Origin of the sequence: Actinophytocola sp. (genome assembly GCF_050699915.1) — a bacterium.
GTDB lineage: Bacteria > Actinomycetota > Actinomycetes > Mycobacteriales > Pseudonocardiaceae > Actinophytocola.
Genome location: NZ_JBOHGA010000124.1, coordinates 1 through 18348 on the forward strand (window position 1 = coordinate 1; position 18348 = coordinate 18348).

Annotated in this window: 17 protein-coding genes; 4 read left to right on the forward strand and 13 right to left on the reverse strand. The window is 73.0% G+C overall.

Annotated features, from left to right (window positions below):
* Positions 1 to 61: 61 nt before the first annotated feature.
* The 4 genes from ACRDSK_RS20910 to gatC all read right to left on the reverse strand — a co-directional run bounded on the left by ACRDSK_RS20910 (position 62) and on the right by gatC (position 6787).
* Positions 62 to 3067 (reverse strand): BTAD domain-containing putative transcriptional regulator, encoded by a 3006-nt coding sequence (locus tag ACRDSK_RS20910; RefSeq protein WP_431442902.1) that lies wholly within the window; start codon positions 3065 to 3067, stop codon positions 62 to 64.
* A 362-nt stretch (positions 3068 to 3429) separates the two neighbouring features.
* Positions 3430 to 4923 (reverse strand): Asp-tRNA(Asn)/Glu-tRNA(Gln) amidotransferase subunit GatB, encoded by a 1494-nt coding sequence (gene gatB, locus ACRDSK_RS20915; protein ID WP_431442917.1) that lies wholly within the window; start codon positions 4921 to 4923, stop codon positions 3430 to 3432.
* A gap of 20 nt (positions 4924 to 4943) precedes the next feature.
* Positions 4944 to 6491, reverse strand: coding sequence for an Asp-tRNA(Asn)/Glu-tRNA(Gln) amidotransferase subunit GatA (gene gatA, locus ACRDSK_RS20920; RefSeq protein ID WP_431442903.1), 1548 nt, complete (start codon positions 6489 to 6491; stop codon positions 4944 to 4946).
* Positions 6488 to 6787: an Asp-tRNA(Asn)/Glu-tRNA(Gln) amidotransferase subunit GatC gene (gatC, locus tag ACRDSK_RS20925; RefSeq protein WP_431442904.1), complete on the reverse strand. Its 300-nt coding sequence runs from the start codon at positions 6785 to 6787 to the stop codon at positions 6488 to 6490. The genes gatA and gatC overlap by 4 nt, the downstream gene beginning before the upstream one ends.
* Positions 6788 to 7020: 233 nt before the next feature.
* On the opposite strand from gatC, the gene ACRDSK_RS20930 reads away from it, so the two are divergent.
* Together ACRDSK_RS20930 and ACRDSK_RS20935 are read left to right on the forward strand one after the other, a co-directional pair.
* Positions 7021 to 7674 (forward strand): amino acid-binding protein, encoded by a 654-nt coding sequence (locus ACRDSK_RS20930; RefSeq protein ID WP_431442905.1) that lies wholly within the window; start codon positions 7021 to 7023, stop codon positions 7672 to 7674.
* A gap of 3 nt (positions 7675 to 7677) precedes the next feature.
* On the forward strand, positions 7678 to 8211 hold the full coding sequence (locus ACRDSK_RS20935; RefSeq protein ID WP_431442906.1) for an AAA family ATPase: 534 nt from the start codon (positions 7678 to 7680) through the stop codon (positions 8209 to 8211).
* Here ACRDSK_RS20935 and ACRDSK_RS20940 read toward each other — a convergent pair.
* Positions 8208 to 9005: a methyltransferase domain-containing protein gene (locus tag ACRDSK_RS20940; protein ID WP_431442907.1), complete on the reverse strand. Its 798-nt coding sequence runs from the start codon at positions 9003 to 9005 to the stop codon at positions 8208 to 8210. The two genes, ACRDSK_RS20935 and ACRDSK_RS20940, sit on opposite strands and share 4 nt — an antisense overlap.
* Positions 9006 to 9033: 28 nt before the next feature.
* On the opposite strand from ACRDSK_RS20940, the gene ACRDSK_RS20945 reads away from it, so the two are divergent.
* Positions 9034 to 10482: a PLP-dependent aminotransferase family protein gene (locus tag ACRDSK_RS20945; protein WP_431442908.1), complete on the forward strand. Its 1449-nt coding sequence runs from the start codon at positions 9034 to 9036 to the stop codon at positions 10480 to 10482.
* Positions 10483 to 10515: 33 nt separating this feature from the next.
* Here ACRDSK_RS20945 and ACRDSK_RS20950 read toward each other — a convergent pair whose 3' ends face one another.
* The 6 genes from ACRDSK_RS20950 to ACRDSK_RS20975 form a co-directional block, all read right to left on the reverse strand.
* Positions 10516 to 11013: a GNAT family N-acetyltransferase gene (locus ACRDSK_RS20950; protein ID WP_431442909.1), complete on the reverse strand. Its 498-nt coding sequence runs from the start codon at positions 11011 to 11013 to the stop codon at positions 10516 to 10518.
* Complete coding sequence (gene ligA / locus ACRDSK_RS20955; protein WP_431442918.1) at positions 11006 to 13117, reverse strand: NAD-dependent DNA ligase LigA; 2112 nt, start codon at positions 13115 to 13117, stop codon at positions 11006 to 11008. Before ligA ends, ACRDSK_RS20950 begins: the two co-directional genes overlap by 8 nt.
* A gap of 53 nt (positions 13118 to 13170) precedes the next feature.
* Positions 13171 to 13812, reverse strand: coding sequence for a hypothetical protein (locus ACRDSK_RS20960; protein WP_431442910.1), 642 nt, complete (start codon positions 13810 to 13812; stop codon positions 13171 to 13173).
* A gap of 209 nt (positions 13813 to 14021) precedes the next feature.
* Complete coding sequence (locus ACRDSK_RS20965; RefSeq protein ID WP_431442911.1) at positions 14022 to 14306, reverse strand: ubiquitin-like small modifier protein 1; 285 nt, start codon at positions 14304 to 14306, stop codon at positions 14022 to 14024.
* Between the two features lie 2 nt (positions 14307 to 14308).
* Positions 14309 to 15382: a WD40/YVTN/BNR-like repeat-containing protein gene (locus ACRDSK_RS20970; RefSeq protein WP_431442912.1), complete on the reverse strand. Its 1074-nt coding sequence runs from the start codon at positions 15380 to 15382 to the stop codon at positions 14309 to 14311.
* 30 nt (positions 15383 to 15412) lie between these two features.
* Entirely contained in the window at positions 15413 to 16450 is a 1038-nt protein-coding gene (locus ACRDSK_RS20975; RefSeq protein WP_431442913.1) for a methionine synthase, read from the reverse strand.
* A gap of 111 nt (positions 16451 to 16561) precedes the next feature.
* On the opposite strand from ACRDSK_RS20975, the gene ACRDSK_RS20980 reads away from it, so the two are divergent.
* On the forward strand, positions 16562 to 17551 hold the full coding sequence (locus ACRDSK_RS20980) for a chitinase (RefSeq protein WP_431442914.1): 990 nt from the start codon (positions 16562 to 16564) through the stop codon (positions 17549 to 17551).
* On the opposite strand, the gene ACRDSK_RS20985 is transcribed toward ACRDSK_RS20980, so the two are convergent.
* Both ACRDSK_RS20985 and ACRDSK_RS20990 read right to left on the reverse strand, forming a co-directional pair.
* The gene (locus ACRDSK_RS20985; protein ID WP_431442915.1) at positions 17529 to 17942 is read right to left on the reverse strand and encodes a hypothetical protein; all 414 of its coding nucleotides are present in this window, start codon (positions 17940 to 17942) and stop codon (positions 17529 to 17531) included. The genes ACRDSK_RS20980 and ACRDSK_RS20985 overlap by 23 nt on opposite strands.
* A gap of 52 nt (positions 17943 to 17994) precedes the next feature.
* A partial coding sequence (locus ACRDSK_RS20990; RefSeq protein ID WP_431442916.1) for a hypothetical protein occupies positions 17995 to 18348 on the reverse strand: 354 nt, incomplete at its 5' end.

The window sequence follows — 18348 nt, forward strand, 5'->3', positions numbered from 1 at the left end:
GGGCATGCCCCGGCACCCGCCCTGCACCTTCGCCCGGGTCCTTCTGTCTGGAAGGCGTCCATCAGGTCGCTGAGTGTCTGCAAGGCGTCCTTCCTGGCAGTTGGCCCGGGCTAAGGGGCTCGGTGAGGTTCAGGAGCAGGCGGACCAGCGTGGTGGTGCTCGCGTCCCTCGGGTCCGTTCGGCGGGCCGCCTCCTCGCGTGCGGCGGCAGCCGCGGCGCTGTCGCCCGTCGCCTCGTACGCGGGGGCCAGCAGCTGCAGCGTCACCGCCACGGAGGACTCGCTGCCCATCTCCCGGTACGCGGCCAGGCAGCGCCACAGCTCGGGAATCGCCTCCGCGGCTCGGCCGGCGCCGACCCGGCTCGCGGCGATGGCTCGGGCGCACGACAGCGCACGCGGCCGCTCGTTGATCTCCTCCGCGATCCGCCGGCCCTCGACGAACGCCTCGACCGCGTCCGTCCGCGAACCCTGGCCGGCCCGGATCGCCCCGAGCGTGCGCAGCGCACCGGCGAGCGACGAGCGCGCCGCGGTCCCGCGCAGCATCGACACCGCCTCCCGCGCCGCCACCGCCGCCCGCTCCAGGTCGCCGGTCAGTGCGAGGCTCCACGCCAGGCTCTGCGACGCCCGCGCGACCGTGCGCGGCTCGCCTCCACGCCGGGCCACCTCCAGCGCCTCCGTCGCAAGAAGCACCGACTCCGCCGGGCGGCCCAGGCGGTTCAGCGCCGCCGAACGAGCACGAAGTACCGACAGCAGGGCGAAGTCGTCGTCGGCCGCCGCGCTGTCGGCCAGGCGAAGGGCCTCCTCCGGCTCGCCGAGGCCGGTCAGACAGTCGGCGAGGTTGGTCAGCACCCAGGCGCGCACACCGGAGTCGACCAACCGCGAGGCACACCAGCGGTAGCTCTCCACGGCCTCCGCGTACCGGCCGCGGACGTGCGACAACCGCGCCAGCACGGCCGTCGCCCGCGCCTCGACGAGCTCGTCGGCGTTCGCGCGGGCGGCGACGACCAGCGCCTCGGCGCAGAAGCGCAGGTCGGCGTAGTAGCCGTGCAGCCACAGGTACACCGCGAGCCGGTCGAACATGTCCGCCGCGAGCAGGTACTCGCCCTCGCAGAACTCGTCCACCCGGCACAGCCGCCCGATACCGGCGACCAGCGTCTGCCGCTCGGTGGCGAACCACGCCGACGGGTCGGCCAGCAGCCTGCGCATGGTGTCCGCCGGGATCGGCGGGGCGGGCACCTCGACGACCGGATCGGGTAGTGGAGAGGTCTGCGGCAGCTCCCGGACCAGCACGTCGGTGAGCGCGTAGCCGGCGAGGACCAGTCGCGTGCCGGCCTCCTCCCGCTCCGGCAGCCCGACGAACTCGTGCGCCAGCTCGGTCGCGTACGCGCGCACGATGTCGTGCATGACGAACCGGGGCTCGCCGCACGCGTCCGCGCCGGCCGGCTGCAGCAGGCTGGACTCGACCAGCTCCTCGACCGCGGCCTCCCCCGCCGGCCCGGCGAGCAGCACGGCGAGCGCCCACGCCGGGTGGTCGTCGACGTCGACCATGCCGATCAGCCGGAACAGGTAGCGCGCCGGCTCGGTCAGCGCCTCGTAGCTCAGCGCCAGGCCGGGCCGCACCTGCAGGTCGCTGACGGTCAGCTCGTCGAGCCGGCGCCGCTCGTCGGCGAGCCGGTCGGCGAGCTCGCCGAGGCGCAGCTGAGGGCGCAGCGAGAGTCGGGTCGCGGCGATACGCAGGGCCAGCGGCAGGTTCCCGCAGGCGGCGCCGATCCGCCCGGCGCCGGCCGGGTCACCGCCGACCCGCTCGCCGGCGACGCGCTGTAGCAGCTCGGCGGCCTCGGCGTCGGTGAAGGGCGGCACGGTGACCCGGTGCGCGCCCGCCAGCCCGGAGAGCCGCCGGCGGCTGGTGACGAGCACCGCGCTGTCCCCGGTGCCGGGCAGCAGCGGACGTATCTGCGCCGGGCCGGCGGCGTCGTCGAGGACGAGCAGCACCTTGCGGTTCGCGAGCCGGCTGCGCAGCGCGGCGGCCTTGGCGTGCACGTCCTCCGGGATGGCCGGGCCGGTGACGCCGAGCGTTCGGAGCAGGTCGGCGAGGACGTCGCCGACCTCGCGCGGCTCCGTGGCGCCCGCGAGATGGGCGAAGAGCTGGCCGTCGGGGAAGTCGTCGCGCACGCGGTGCGCCACGCGAACGGCGAGCATGCTCTTGCCGACACCGGGCTCGCCGCTCAGCACGACCACGGGCTCCCGCCGCTCGCCGATCGTGGCGGTCAGCGAGGCGACGAGCTCGCCGCGGCCGGAGAAGTCGAGCACCTCGGCGGGCAGCTGGCAGATCGGCCACGCGGCCGGCTCGTCCTCCTCGCCGCGCAGGATCGCCGCGTGGACCTCGCGCAGCTCGGAACCCGGCTCGAGCCCGGTCTCGTCGATCAGCATCGCCCGGGTGGCGCGGAAGACGGCGAGCGCCTCGACCTGCCGGCCGGACCGCCACAGCGCCGTCATGAGCAGCCCGACGAGCCGCTCCCGCAGCGGGTGCTCGGCGACGGCGGCCTGCAGCTCACCGATCAGGTCCGCGTGCCGGCCCGCCGCGAGCTCGGCCTCGGCGCAGTCCTCGAAGACCGCGAACCGCTCGGCCTCCAGCCGCGCCACCTCGGCCTCGAGCTGCGGCACGCTCAGGTCGGCCAGCGGCTGGTCACGCCACTGGGCGAGCGCACGGCGCAGGTGGGCGGCCGCCGCGCGTGGGTCGTTCGCGGCCCGGCCCGAAGCGGCCTCCCGGCGGAAGACCAGCAGGTCGAGCTCGTCGTCGGCCACCCGCAGGCGGTAGCCACGGCCGGAGTTGTCGATCGGACCGAGCCGCTCGCGCAGGCGAGAGATGTAGGTGTGCAGGTTGGAGGCGTAGGACTTCGGCGGCACGCCCGGCCAGAGCGCGTCGACGAGGCGGTCGGCCGAGACGTGCTCGTTGGCGTGGAACAGCAGCATGGCGAGCAGGGACCGCTGCCGCTCGCCGCGCAGCCGCAGCCCCTGCCCGTCATGACCCGTGACCTGTAGCGGTCCCAGGACGCCGTACTTCGCCATCGCGCGCGAATGGTAACCGCGGTGGTTCGTTCACTGGTCGACCGATCGGCGGCTCTGGACTGAGGGGTCGGGGCCGGCGGCGGATTTTACGGGCTCCGACTCACGCCTCAAGAGGTCGCGCCACTTCCGGCGCTGGTCCTTCGCCGTTGGCGACCTCTTGACCCGCGAGCCTCCGTCGCCCTGCGGGCAGGAAACCGCGGGCAGGGCTGGCGCCCTGCCCGCATTCACCCGCCGCCGGCCCCGACCCTTCTCACTCGAGCTCGCGCCTCACGGTGTGCTTGTGGCCCGCCGGCCGGCTGCTCGCGCCGTGGCTGATCCGGCCGCATCGCGCCCGCGCGAGCCGGCGCCGCCGGGCGCTCGGGTCAGCCGCAACGCTCCAGGATCAGATCTCGGACTCGCTTCGCGTCCGCCTTGCCCTTCGTCGCCTTCATGACCGCGCCGACGATCGCACCGGCCGCCGCGACCTTGCCGCCGCGGATCTTGTCCGCCACGTCCGGCTGCGCGGCCAGGGCCTCGTCGATCGCGGCGTACAGGGCCGAGTCGTCGGAGACCACGGCCAGGCCACGCTTCTCCACGACCTCGTCCGGCTCGCCCTCGCCGGCCAGCACGCCGTCCACGACCTCGCGCGCCAGCTTGTTCGTCAACGAGCCCGACGCCACGAGCGCCGCCACCCGGGCCACCTGCGCGGGCGTGATCGACAGGTCGCCCAGGTCGACGCCGCGCGAGTTCGCCTCCTGCGAAAGGTAGTTGACCCACCAGGCCCGCGCCTCCGACGGCGACGCCCCGGCGTCCACAGTGGACGCCACGAGGTCCACCGCGCCCGCGTTGACCAGGTCGCGCAGCTCCAGGTCCGACAGCTGCCAGTCCGCCTGGATCCGCTTGCGGCGCTGCCACGGCATCTCCGGCAGCGTCGCCCGGACCTTCTCCACCCACTCCGTGGACGGCGCGATCGGCACCAGGTCGGGCTCCGGGAAGTACCGGTAGTCCTCCGAGGTCTCCTTGCGTCGGCCCGCCGAGGTGGTGCCGGTCGACTCGTCGAAGTGCCGCGTCTCCTGCAGGATCGAGCCGCCGCCGGCGAGCACCGCGGCCTGCCGGGTCATCTCGTAGCGCACCGCCCGCTCGACGCTGCGCAGCGAGTTGACGTTCTTCGTCTCGGTCCGGGTGCCGAACTCCGTGGTACCGCTCGGCATCAGGGACACGTTCGCGTCACAGCGCAGCGACCCCTGGTCCATCCGGACGTCCGACACCTCCAGCGCGCGCAGCAGGTCCCGCAGCGCGGTCACGTACGCCCGGGCCAACTCCGGCGCGCGGGCACCGGTGCCGACGATCGGCTTGGTCACGATCTCGATCAGCGGCACACCCGCCCGGTTGTAGTCCAGCAGCGAGTGCTCGGCACCGTGGATCCGGCCGGTCGCGCCGCCGACGTGCAGCGACTTGCCGGTGTCCTCCTCCATGTGCGCGCGCTCGATGCCCACCTCGACGACCGTGCCGTCCTCGAGCTCCAGGTCCAGCTTGCCGTTGAACGCGATCGGCTCGTCGTACTGGGAGGTCTGGAAGTTCTTCGGCATGTCCGGGTAGAAGTAGTTCTTCCGCGCGAACCGGCACCACTCGGCGATCTCGCAGCCGAGCGAGAGCCCGATCCGGATCGCGGACTCGACCGCCATGCCGTTGAGGACCGGCAGGGCCCCCGGCAGACCCAGGCACACCGGGCAGACCTGCGTGTTCGGCTCCGCGCCGAACGTCGTCGGGCAGCCGCAGAACATCTTCGTGTTCGTGCTCAGCTCGACGTGCACCTCGAGCCCGAGCACCGGGTCGAAGCGCTCGAGGACCTCGTCGTAGTCCATGACCTCGTCCATCCCCGCGGACACCGGCGTACTCATCGGGCGACCTCCAGCTGCGGAACCCGGTTGATCAGTGGACCGCCCTGCTCGGCGTCGCGGGCCACCTCGTAGGCGGCGGCCACGCGGTACATGCGCTGGTCCTGCAGCGCGGGCGCCATCACCTGCAGGCCGACCGGCAGACCGTCCTCATCGGACAGTCCACACGGGACGCTCAGGGCGGGCGTGCCGGCGAGGTTCGCCGGGATCGTGCACAGGTCGGCGCGGTACATGGCGACCGGGTCGTCGGCGCGCTCGCCGATGCGGAAGGCGGTCGTCGGGGTGGTCGGCGAGACCAGCACGTCGACGTCGGCGAACGCGGCCTGGAAGTCGTTCGTGATCAGCGTGCGGACCTTCTGCGCCTGGCCGTAGTAGGCGTCGTAGTAGCCGGACGACAGCGCGTAGGTGCCGATCATGACGCGGCGCTTGACCTCCTCGCCGAAGCCGGCCTCCCGGGTGAGCGCCATGACCTGCTCGGCGCTGTTCCCGTTCTCGTCGCCGACACGCAGGCCGTAGCGCATCGCGTCGAACCGGGCGAGGTTCGAGGAGCACTCGCTGGGCGCGATGAGGTAGTAGGCCGGCAGTCCGTAGTCGAAGTGCGGGCAGGACACCTCGACGATCTCCGCGCCGAGCCCGCGCAGGGTCTCGACCGCCCGCTGGAAGGACCCGATCACCCCGTCCTGGTACCACTCGCCGGTGAACTCGCGAACCACGCCGATCCGGACGCCGCTCAGGTCGCCCGCAGCGCCCTCGCGGGCCGCGGCGACCACCGGCGGCACGGGCGCGTCGATCGAGGTGGAGTCCATCGGGTCGTGGCCGCCGATGACCTGGTGCAGCAGCGCGGCGTCGAGCACGGTGCGCGCGCACGGCCCGCCCTGGTCGAGCGAGGAGGAGAACGCGACGAGGCCGTAGCGTGAGACGCCGCCGTAGGTCGGCTTGACCCCGACCGTGCCGGTGACCGACGCGGGCTGGCGGATAGAGCCGCCGGTGTCGGTGCCGATGGCGAGCGGCGCCTCGAACGCGGCGAGCGAGGCGGACGAGCCGCCGCCCGAGCCGCCCGGGATCCGGTCGAGGTCCCACGGGTTGTGGGTCACGCCGTAGGCGGAGTTCTCGGTGGAGGAGCCCATCGCGAACTCGTCCATGTTCGTCTTGCCCAGCACGACGATGCCGGCCTCACGCAGCCTGCGGGTGACCGTCGCGTCGTAGGGCGGCACCCAGCCCTCGAGGATCTTCGAGCCGACCGTGGTCGGGATGCCCTTGGTGGTGAAGACGTCCTTGAGCGCCAGCGGCACGCCGGCCAGCGGCGAGGCGACCTCGCGGCCGGCGGCCACGTCGGCGTCGACCTCGCGGGCCGCGGCGAGCGCGCCCTCGGCGTCGACGTGCAGGAAGGCATGCACGGTGGCGTCGATGGCGGAGATGCGGTCCAGGTGAGCCTGGGTGACCTCGACGGAGGAGACCTCACCGGAGTGGATCTTCGCGGCGAGCTCGGCAGCGGTTTTGTGGATCAGCTCGCCCTGTGTCAATGATTCGCTCGCAAGCTCGCTCATGCCTCCTCCCCCAGGATGCGCGGCACGCGGAACCGGCCCTGCTCGACGGCCGGCGCGCCGGCCAGCGCCTGCTCCTGGGTGAGACCCGGGCGGGGGAGGTCGTCGCGGAAGACGTTGGTGAGCCGCACGGCGTGGGAGGTCGGCGGGATGTCCGCGGCCGCGACCTCGCCGACCCTGGCCACCGACTCGAGGATGACGTCGAGCTGGCCGGCGAACTTGTCCAGCTCTTCCTCGGTGACAGCCAGCCTGGCCAGGCGAGCGAGGTGGGCGACCTCGTCGCGCGAGATGTTGGGCACTGGACGTACTCCCTGCAGACGATGCTCGTTGACTAGAGGTAGGAGTCTATTTCCAGGCTCCTACGCGGTACGAACGGGTATTCGAGGTGGCAAGCTGGTCACAGGCTCGCCGATCTCGTGGTGTGGACGCCTGCTGTGGCGGCATGCTGGCGTCTGCGACAATCGTCGGCCGGCAACGAGATCGACACCGGCGGTGACGCGAGGTCACCACCGAGTAGCAGGAGGCGTTCGCCTTGTCCTTCCTGATCCGAGTGCAGCTACCGGACCGCCCGGGCGCGCTCGGCGCGGTAGCGACCGCTCTCGGCCACATCGGTGCCGACATCCTGAGCGTGGACGTGGTGGAGCGAACGTCGGGCACGGCGATCGACGACCTGGTGGTGGAGCTGCCCAAGGGCCGGCTGCCGGACGTGCTGATCACCGCCGCCGAGTCGGTGACCGACGTCGAGGTCGACGCCGTGCGGCCGTACGCGGGCGTGCTCGACACCCATCGCGAGCTGGAGCTGGTGGAGGAGGTCGCCGCCCAACCGGACGAGGGCCTGACCATCTTCACCGAGGGCGTGCCGAAGATCATCCGAGCCGGCTGGGCGCTGGTCGTCGGTCCGACCCAGGGCGGCGCGGAGACGCTGACCGCGTCGACCGCGGCACCGCAGCTGCGCACGCTCGACCTGCCGTGGCTGCCGCTGGCCCGCGCGACCGTGCTCGACGGCGAGGAGGCCTGGGTCCCGGAGACGTGGCGGGAGCTGGGCACGGAGCTGGCCGCCACTCCCCTGGGCAAGCCGGACCGCGTCCTGCTGGTGGGTCGCCCGGGCGGCCCGATGTTCCGAGCCGCCGAGGTCGCGCGGCTGGCTCATCTGGCCGGCATCATCGCGGTGGTCCTGTCGGGCTGAGTCGTGATCGTCTGGCTCGACGGCGCGTTCGGCGCCGGCAAGACGACGTTGGCCGAAGAGCTGCACCGCCGGCTGCCCGACGCGCTGCCGTTCGACCCCGAGCACGTCGGCTTCGTGTTGCGCCAGTGGGTCCCCGTGCCCAGCGGCGACTTCCAGGACCTGCCGCTGTGGCGGTCGCTCACGGCCGAGTTCGCGATCGGCCTGGACCGCGAGTACGGGCGGCACGTCATCACGCCGATGACGCTGGCCGACTCCGGGTACTGCACGGAGATCTTCGACCGTCTCGCCGCCGCCGACGTACCGGTGCTGCACGTGTTCCTCGATGTGGCGCCGGACGAGCTGCGCCGCCGGATCCACGCGCAGGTGCTCTCCCCCGACGACCCGAGCGCGGACGCCGTCGCCCGGGATTTTCGCCTCCGCAACGTCGACCGCTGCATCGCCGCACGGGCCGCGCTGGGGCCGGAGACCCTGATGCTGCGGGCGGATCGCGAGGATCCGCCGCGGCTCGCGGACCGGGTGCTCGCGGCTCTGGGCTAGTTGACCGCCGTCCCCTTGAAGAACGTGTAGAGGAAGGTGCCGCCCGGCTCGGCGGTTCGTTCCAGGGCCGCGATGCCTTGTCGCCACTCGGTTTCCGTGACCAGCCCGGCGGCCAGCGCCTCGTCGCGGACGCCGGCCACCATGGCGGTGAACGTGTTGCGGGTGAACCCCTCGACGAGCGCGGGGCGGGTGCGGTCGGCGTAGACGGTGCATGGCAGGGCGCGGACGTCGTGGTAGCCGGCGGCGGTGAGCAGCGGCTCGACCCGGCGGCCGATGAGCGCGTCGCCACCCGCGCGTCGTTGCAGGGTCACCAGGCAGTCGATCACCGTGTGCGCGGCCGGGCTGTCCGGGTGGAAGAACGCCGAGCCGTGGTCGCCCTCGATGACGGTGATGGTGCCGCCGGGCCTGATGATCCGGCGGAGGCGTTCGAGCGCCCGCTCGGGTTCGCGGAGGTGCTCCAGGACGAAGCAGACGAACGCGTGGTCGTACTCCTCGCCCTTCTCGCCGGCGAGGTCGAACAGGTCCGCGTGGCGCCAGTCGACCGTGTCGCCGACCCGCGCGCGGGCCAGCGCGAGTGAGCGCTCGTCGACGTCGATCGAGGTCAGGTGCGCGCCCGGGCTCGACCTGACCAGGTGGGCGGTCTGCGCGCCGACCCCGCAGCCGACCTCCAGGACTCGGCTCCCCGGCGGGTACGCGGTGCCGGCGTGCAGCAGGTCCGCGAGCGTGTCGGCCTGGTCGCCCAGGCGTCGGGTCTCGTGCGGGCCGTACCCGTGGACGTACTCGATGGCGGTCACGTGTCGACTGTGCCGCCACAATGGTTCGGTGAACAGGTCCAAACCGCCGGCCGGTGAGGGGTCCATACCGGGTGCGGACTTCCTGCAGCTGTCGATCGCGGACGCCCCGGCCGGCGGCCGGTCCGCCTGGCTCGCGACCCGGCTCCGCTCGGCGATCTCCGACGGCCGCCTGCCGGTCGGCAGTCGGCTGCCCGCGACCCGGGTGCTGGCGGCGGAGCTGCGCGTGTCGCGCGGGGTGGTCACTGAGGCGTACCAGCGGCTGGTGGAGGACGGGCACGTCGCGGGCCGCGGCCGGGCCGGGACGGTGGTCGTGGCCGCACCGGTCGCCCCGGTATTCACCCCGGCGTCCGTTGTCGACTCGCCGTTCGTCGGCACGCCAGACGTTTCCGTCTTCGACACGCTGCGCGCGATCCCGGCGCGGGTCGACCTCACGCCCGGCGTGCCGGACCTGGCGGCGTTCCCGCGGGCGGCGTGGCTGCGGGCGGAGCGGACGGTGCTCGGCTCGCTGTCGGCGGCGGACCTCGGCTACGGCGATCCGCGCGGGGCCCCGGCGCTGCGGCGGGCGGTCGCGCACTGGCTCGCCCGCAACCGCGGGATTCGGGTGTCGCCGGAGGAGATCGTGATCGTGGCGGGTGTGTCCCAGGCGCTTGGGCTGCTCGCGCAGGTGCTGGGCGTCGAGTCGATCGCGGTCGAGGACCCCGGGTCGCTCGGCACCCGGCAGCACCTGGGGAACTGGGGCGTCGCGACCCCGCCTGCGCCGGTCGACGCGTTGGGTCTGCGGGTGTCGGCGCTCGACGCGCCGGCGGTGCTGGTGACGCCGGCCCACCAGTTCCCCACCGGCGTCGTGCTCTCCGGTGGCCGGCGCCGCGAGCTGCTCGACTGGGCGGCGGCCGGCGGCATCGTCATCGAGGACGACTACGACGCGGAGCACAGGTACGACCGGCCGCCGGTGCCGGCGCTGCGCTCGATGCGGTCGGCGGAGGTCTGCTACGCGGGGAGCGTGTCGAAGCTGCTCGCGCCGGCCCTGCGACTCGGCTGGCTGCTGGTGCCGCCGCGGCTGCTCGCGGACGTCGTATGGGCCAAGCGGAACGCCGACCTGGGCAACGGGGTGCTGGCGCAGTTCACACTGGCCGAGCTGATGGAGTCGGGTGCGCTGGAGCAGCAGCTGCGGTTCCTCCGGCCCCGCCACCGCCGGCGCCGGGACGCCATGATCGCCTCGGTGCGCGCTTCGCTCCCCGGCGCGACGGTGCACGGCGCGGCGGCGGGCCTGCACCTGACGGTGACGTTTCCCGGGTCCTTCTCGGACGTCGCGGTCGCCGCCGCGGTGCTCGGTGAGGGGGTCAAGGTGCAGCCGTTGTCATGGCACCGGCAGCGCCCCGGCCGGCCTGGGTTGGTGCTGGGCTACGCGGCCCGGACGCCGTCGGAAATCGCCGACGGGGTCGCGGTGATCGGACGGGTACTCCCGGACTTCTACTAGCCGGCCGCGGTGGGCGGAGCAGACGGACTCGGGCTAGCGGAGGTCCAGGCGGTAGGTCACCAGCTGGGTGTCCGGTGATGGGCGCCAGTCCTTGTCCGGTGTGCGGTAGAAGCCGAGGCGCTCGTAGATGCGGTGCGCCGCCGTCATCTCGGTCGAGCTGCTCAGCACCACGCCGCTCAGGCCGAGCTCCGCGGCCCGGTCCAGGACCGCTCTCGTCAGTGCCTCGCCGACGCCTCGCCCGCGGGCCTGCGCGCTCACCGCCAGCATCCGGAACTCCAGGTCGTCCGGGCCGGCCACCTGCGCCCACGGCGACGACGGCGGCGCCATCGTGACCGTGCCGAGGACCGTGTCCGTCTCGTCGACCGCCACCCACAGCTCCGCCTCGTGGGCACGCGGCCGCGCATCCGCCAGCTTCTGCGCGTACGGGCTCTCGCCCTCGATGAAGCCGCTTGCCCGGTACGCGTCGATCGTCAGCCGGCCCACCGTGGTCAGCTCCGCCGGGCGGGCCAGGCGGATCGTCACCTCACTCATCGGCGTTCGGGTCGCCCACCGTGGCTCGGTCCGTCGCCGCGTCGGGGCCGGAGTCGAGCAGCACCCGGAAGCCGTCCTCGTCGAGGACCGGCACCTTCAGCTGCACGGCCTTGTCGTGCTTGGACCCCGGCGACTCGCCCACCACCACGAACGCGGTCTTCTTCGACACCGAGCCCACCGCCTTGCCGCCGCGCGCGAGGATCGCCTCCTTGGCCTCGTCGCGGGAGAACGTCTGCAGGCTGCCGGTGACCACAATGGACAGACCGTCTAGGTTGCGCGGGATCGACGCGTCGCGCTCCTCCTCCATCCGCACGCCGGCACGCTGCCACTTCTCGACGATCTCGCGCCGCCAGTCCGTGGCGAACCACTCCTGGATGGCCGTCACGATCGTCGGGCCCACGCCCTCGGCCGCCGCCAGCTCCTCCTCCGACGCCGCCATGATCCGCGGCAGCGAGCCGAACTCCTGCGCGAGCGCCCGGGCCGCGGTCGGGCCGACGTGCCGGATGGACAGCGCCACCAGCACCTTCCACAGTGGACGCTGCTTGACCGTCTCCAGGTTCGCCAGCAGCTTCTGACCGTTGGCCGACAGCGCGCCCGCCTTGGTGCGGAACAGCTCCGCCTCGAGCAGCTGGGACTCGTCCAGGTCGAACAGGTCACCCTCGTCGGCGAGGATGCCCGAGTCGATCAGCGCCACCGCGGCCTCGTAGCCCAGCACCTCGATGTCCAGCGCCGAGCGGCCCGCGATGTAGGTCAGCCGCTCCTTGCGCTGGCCGGGGCAGGCCCGCGCGTTGGGGCAGCGGATGTCGGCGTCGCCCTCCTTCTCGTACGCGAGCGTCGTGCCGCAGGACGGGCAGGCGGTCGGCATCGCGAACTCGCGCTCGGAGCCGTCGCGGGCGTCGGCCACCGGGCCGAGCACCTCCGGGATGACGTCGCCCGCCTTTCGGATCACCACCCGGTCGCCGATCAGCACGCCCTTGCGCTTGACCTCGCTCGCGTTGTGCAGCGTGGCCATCGACACCGTCGAGCCGGCCACCTTCACGGGCTCCATCACGGCGAACGGCGTCACCCGGCCGGTGCGGCCCACGTTGACCTGGATGTCCAGCAGCGTGGTGGTCGCCTCCTCCGGCGCGTACTTGTAGGCGATGGCCCAGCGCGGCGCACGCGAGGTGGTGCCCAGCCTGCGCTGCTTGGCCACCTCGTCGACCTTGATCACGATGCCGTCGATCTCGTGCTCGACGTCGTGACGGTGCGCGCCCCAGTAGTCGATGTGCGCGAACAGGTCCTCGCGGCTGTCGATCAGCTTGGTGTGCGGCGAGACCGGCAGGCCCCAGGTCGCGAGCGCGTCGTAGGCCTCGGACAGCCGCGCGGGCTCGAAGCCCTCCCGCTTGCCGAGGCCGTGGCAGATCAGCCGGAGCTTGCGGCTCGCGGTGACCTTGGGGTCCTTCTGTCGCAGTGAGCCGGCTGCGGTATTGCGCGGGTTGGCGAACGCGGGCTTGCCGGCCTCGACCAGCTTCGCGTTCAGCTCCTCGAAGTCCTCGAGGCGGAAGTACACCTCGCCGCGTATCTCGACCAGGGCCGGCGCCGGGAACTCGTCGGTGCCCTCGAGGTGGTGGGGCACGCCGTCGAGGGTGCGGACGTTCAGCGTGACGTCCTCGCCGGTGCGGCCGTCGCCGCGGGTGAGCGCGCGGACGAGGCGGCCCTTCTCGTAGAGCAGGTTGATGGCGAGGCCGTCGACCTTGAGCTCGCACAGGTAGGGCGTGGGGCCCAGCTCCTTCTCGGTCCGGTCCACCCACGCGCCGAGCTCGTCGGTGTCGAACGTGTTGTCCAGGCTGAGCATCCGCTCCAGGTGGTCGACGGCGGCGAACTCGGTGGAGAAGGTGCCGCCGACCTGCTGGCTCGGCGAGTCCGGGGTGACCAGGCCCGGGTGCTTCTCCTCGATGGCGAGCAGCTCGTGCCACAGCTTGTCGAACTCGCCGTCGGAGACCGTCGGCGAGTCGAGCACGAAGTAGCGGAACCGGTGGCCGGTGATCTCCTCGGCGAGCACGCCGTGCCGCTCGCGCACCTCCGCCGGCACGTCCTCGACACCCTCGGCCTGCACTGCCATGTCGTTGTCTGCACTGGTCACGGTCGCAGACTAGTGCGCGGGACCGACAGTTTTCAGCTCGCCAGGTCGCGTATCAGGGTTCGCAGTTCGAGTAGTCCGATCGTGCTGGCGGGCTCCGCCTCGGCGGTCTCCACCCGGCGCAGCCGCTCCGCCGCGAGCCGCTCGCCGAGCGCGGCGTCCAGCGGGAGGTAGGTCAGCGCCGAGCGGGCGGCCTCGTCCAGCTCCGCCAGGACCGGGTGGTGCACCGCCACGTCCACGACGCCCGCGGCCTCGTCGACCTGCGCGACGACGCGGACATCGGCGAGGTGGATGCGGTGCTCGCCGAGGTTGACGGTGACCAGGGTCGGGTCTGGGACGGGCGGGACGGCGTCGTGGTACTCCCAGATCGAGTCCTCCGGCGGGGCGGCGTCGCGCCAGGCGTCGGTGAACGGGCGCAGCCGCGGGTCCTCCTGCCCGGAGACGACGAACGCGTAGATCGCGCGCTGGCCGCGTTCGAGGGAGAAGTGCAGGTCGGGATGCACGCCGGCGACGAGGTCGCAGAGCTGGTTCTCCACACGCCCCGGCTCCCGATCCCCCAGCGCGGCGGCGATCTCGGGCAGCATCTCCTGCCAGCCGCACCAGAACCGCTCAGCGAGCACACGCGGGTCGGGGCGGTCGGGGACGGGGTCGGGCTCGCGCCGGCGGAACCACTTCATGCCCTCCATGGTGCCGACCGCGACCACCGGCCGTCGATCACGCCCGTCTTCTCGGTCACCCGAACCGTCGCATCGCCAACCGTCGGCCACGCCGCCCGCCCGGCGAGCCTCACCTTCGCACCGCTGGGACAGCAGCGAACCGCTGCTCTCTTGACGTGCCGCGATGGCCATCCGGAAGTTGGCCGCTTGCCGCCGATGTGCCCCGCTCGTCAGCCGCCGGCAACCGACGGGATTATCTGGACCTCCTTGGCGTCTCGGAGTGGGGTCTCGGCGCCGGACAGGCGGCGGCACTCCTCGCCGTCCACGAAGAAGTTCACGTAGCGGCGCAGTTGCTTGCGCTCGTCGCGCAGGCGGCGGTCCAGGCCCGGGAACTCGGCCGCGAGCGCGTCCAGCAGGTCGGCCAGGGTCGCCGTGCCGGGGACGGACACGTCCACTGTGGACCGATCGCCGACGCGGGGGCGCAGCGCGCTCGGCAGCCGGACGGTGATCTCCACGGCTACGCCACGACCGCGCGCACGCAGAGGACATCCGGCAGCTGCTCGACCACCTGCTGCCAGTGCTCGCCCTCGTCCCGGCTCGCGAACACCGAGCCCGACCGCGTGCCGAAGTACACGCCCGCCGGGTCGGCGTCGTCCGCGCACATCGCGTCTCGCAGGACACCGCTCCAGAAGCCCTCCGGCAGGCCGGATGTCATTGCATCCCACGACTTGCCGGCGTCCTCGCTGCGGTACACCGCGCACCGACCGTCCGGCGCGAACCGCTGTGCGTCGGCCACGAGCGGGAAGTTGTAGATCACGTCCGGCCGGTGCGGGTGGGCCACCATCGGGAAGCCGAAGTCCGCCGGCAGCCCATCGGCGATGGACTGCCACGTCGCCGCACCGTCGTCGCTGCGGTAGACGCCGTGGTGGTTCTGCAGGAAGAACCGCTCCGGCTGGTCGGGGTGCTGAGCGACCTTGTGCACGCACTGGCCGAACTCCGGGTACGGGTCCGGATTGCGGTACGCCTGAATGCCGACGTTGCGCGGCTCCCAGCTGTCCCCACCGTCGCGAGTGGCGTACACGCCGCCGGTGGACATCGCGACCGTCACCCGCGCCTCGTCGGTCGGGTGCGGCAGGATCGTGTGCACCGCCTGTCCGCCGAACCCCGCCCCCCACTCCGGCCGGTGCGGGTGGTCCCACAGGCCGCGCACCAGCTCGAAGGTCTCGCCGCCGTCCACCGAGCGGAACACCGCCGACGGCTCGACGCCCGCGTAGACCACCCCGGTCGGCCCGAAGGCGAACTGCCACACGCGGGCCAACGCCGTGTCGGTGTCGGCCGGGAATGCGATCGGCGCGTGGTCGGGCTCCTGCCACGTCGCCCCCAAGTCGTCGCTGAATGCCAGGCCTGGACCGTAATGCTCGCTGGTGATCCCGGCGAACAGCCGTGGCGTCGCACCTCTGGTGTCGAACGCGACCGCGTAGACGTCGTTCATCGGGTGATGCGGCCCGGTGACCGACCAGCTGACGCGGCCGTCCTCGCTGGTCGCGAGGAACAGTCCCTTCTTGGTGCCGATGGCTAGCACGGTTGTCATGACGGGGAAGCTACTCGCGACCCCTGACAGTCACCAGGATTCCGGTGGCTCCACGAAGCCCTTCCCCAGGTCACGGGCGAGAGCCAGGGCGCGACGAGCCCACGCGGCGCTCGCCCCGGACAGGCCGCACGTCGGCGTAGGCACCGCGCGTTCGGCCAGCAGCGAGCGGGGGAAGCCGAGCCGGTCGACGAGGTCCAGGGCGGGGCGGGCCAGGCCTTCGAGCGTCGGCGGCAGCGCCGGTTCGACGGACGGGACGAGGCCGAGGAACAGCACGCACCCGCCGTCGAAGGCCTCGCCGAGCTGGTCGGTGAGCACCGCCGGGGTGCCGTCGAGGAGCGTGGCGTCCAGGGCGATCGCGTCCGCGCCGGCGTCGCGGATGAGGGCGACCGGCGGGCGCGGCGCGCAGCAGTGCACGACGACCGGCCGGCCCGTCGCGTCATGTGCGGCCGAGACGAGCTCGGCGAGCGTGTCGCGCGCGTCCGGCTCGGCGACCGCGCGCACCGTGCCCAGCTTGGACGGCGTCGGCAGCGCACCCGCGAGCACGGCCGGCAGCGACGGCTCGTCGAACTGGACCACGACGTCCGCGCCGGTCCGCTTGCGCACCTCGGCGACGTGTCCGCGCAGCCCCTCGGCCAGCGACTCGGTGAACTCGCGCAGCGCGCCGGGATCGGAGAGCACCCGGTGCCCGCGTGGCAGCTCGACCTCGGAGGTCAGCGTCCACGGGCCGGCGACCTGCACCTTCACCAGCGGCGGGCGGGTGCCGGCCTGCTCGATCGCCTGCTCGAACGCGTCGAGGTCGCGGCGCAGGTGGTCCACGGTCCGCCGATGGTCGGCACCCGGCCGGGCGGTGACCCGGTAGCCCGACGGCACGACCTCGACGGCGATGTCGACGAGCAGGCCCGCGGCCCGGCCGACGATGTCCGTGCCGAGCCCGCGCCCGGGCACCTCCGGCAGGTGCGGCAGGTCGGGCAGCTCGCCGACGACGACGGTGGCCGCCTCGAACGGGTCGGTGCCGGGCATGGAGCCGATGGCGGTCGCCGCGCCGGGCGGCCAGGGTGCGTTGGACACGGGACCAGTGTCCGGCATCGCAATAGGTCTAGACCTGTTGACCCTGTGGTCTGAACCACTTACCGTGATAGCTCCCTGCACATGACCGGTAACTCGCGAGGGTGATCAATGATGATCCGCAGGCGCACGGCCGCGTCCACCATCTTCGTCGCGCTCGCCGCGACCGCGGCCCTCTCCGTCCCGTCCATGGCCGCCCCTACCGGCGCGGCGCCCGACCCGGCACCCCTGGCCGCGCCGACCGCGGCGCCCTACATCGACATCACCATGCCCTCGCCGTCCCTCGTGGACGTGGCGAACGCGACCGGGCAGAAGGTGTTCACGCTGGCGTTCGTACTGGCCGACTCGACCGGCTGCAACCCCTCGTGGGGCGGCACGATCCCGCTGGACGACGGCCGCATCATCGGCGACATCCGCGCGCTGCAGGCCATGGGCGGCAAGGTGATCGTGGCGACCGGCGGCGCGGCCGGGCCCTACCTCGAGTACACCTGCGGCAGCGCCGACGCCCTGGCCGGCGCGTACCGGGAGATCCTCGACACGGTCGGCACGAACCACCTGGACGTCGACGTCGAGGCCACGATCCCGCAGGACATGGTCAACCAGGCGCTCAAGAGGATCCAGGACGAGCGCGGCACGTCGGTCAGCTACACGATGCGGGTGCTGGGCGACGACTACGGGATGGATCCGTACTCGGTGCAGGTGCTGCAGTCCGCGGCCGCGCACGGGGTCGACGTGCTGGTGAACCCGATGACCATGGAGTTCGGCTCGAGCCGGCCGAGCTGGGGCGACGCGGTGATCGCGGCCGCGGAGAGCTCGCTGGGGCAGATGCGCCAGATCTGGCCGAACATGTCCGACGCGGACCTGCGCCGTCATCTCGGGGTCACGCCGATGATCGGCCGCAACTTCAACGGCAAGATCTTCGAGCTCTCGCACGCCCGCCAGCTCGTCGACTGGGCCAACGCCAACCACATCGGGCTGGTCGCGTTCTGGTCGGCGGGCCGGGACAACGGGTCGTGCCCGGGCGGCGGGGTCTCCCCCACCTGCTCGGGCATCGCCCAGGGCACCTACGAGTTCACGTCGATCATGCACGGCTTCCACGGCTGAGCCCGGCGTACTGCACGGCGGCGACCGCGAACCCGAACACCGCGAGCGCCACCAGCACGACCTCGCCGAGCGTGGTCGGGTCGCCGATGCCGGCGAGGACGACCAGGCCGCTACCGAGGCCCATGACCAGGTTGGCGGCGACGACCGCGCCCGCCCCGCGGCGGTCGATCGCGGAGCGGGTGCCGAGGAGGAGCACGGCCGCGCCGTAGACGAGGGCGAAGGCGCCGAAGCCGAGCAGCACGCCGGTCGGGATGCCGAGCGGGTCGGCGAGCACCCCGGCGAGCGCGAGGAGCGCGACGCCGGACAGCCCGCTGGCCACGCCGTCGATGGCGAGCGACTCGCGGAGGAGGCGGTCGGGTCGGGTGGTCGTGGTGTGTCGTATCGCAGCCATGGCGCCACGGTCGGCCCGCCGGCACTGCCAGCACCACGCGAACCGCTGCCGACTACTGCCGCGAGGCCAGCCCCGCGCGCAGGTCGGCGGCGACCACCCGGGCGGCGGCGGCCTGCCAGTTGTGCAGCGTGCGCTCCGGCACGTGGTCGGCGAACCAGGCCAGCGCGCGGCGGGCGACCGGGTCGGGCTCGGTCAGCTTGGTGCGCACGCTGTAGGGCCGGATGCCGGCGACGTAGTAGAAGTAGAGCGCGTTGTAGAGCCGCCACTCCTCGCTCGTGCCGAACTGGCCGTCGCGGGGCTTGAGGCGGGTGATCGTCTCCAGCAGCAGCGCCTTGAGCTCGGTGGCGCGCTCGAGGGGCGCGTCGGCGGCGCCGCGGGCGGCGAGCCGCGCGTCGATGGCGGGCAG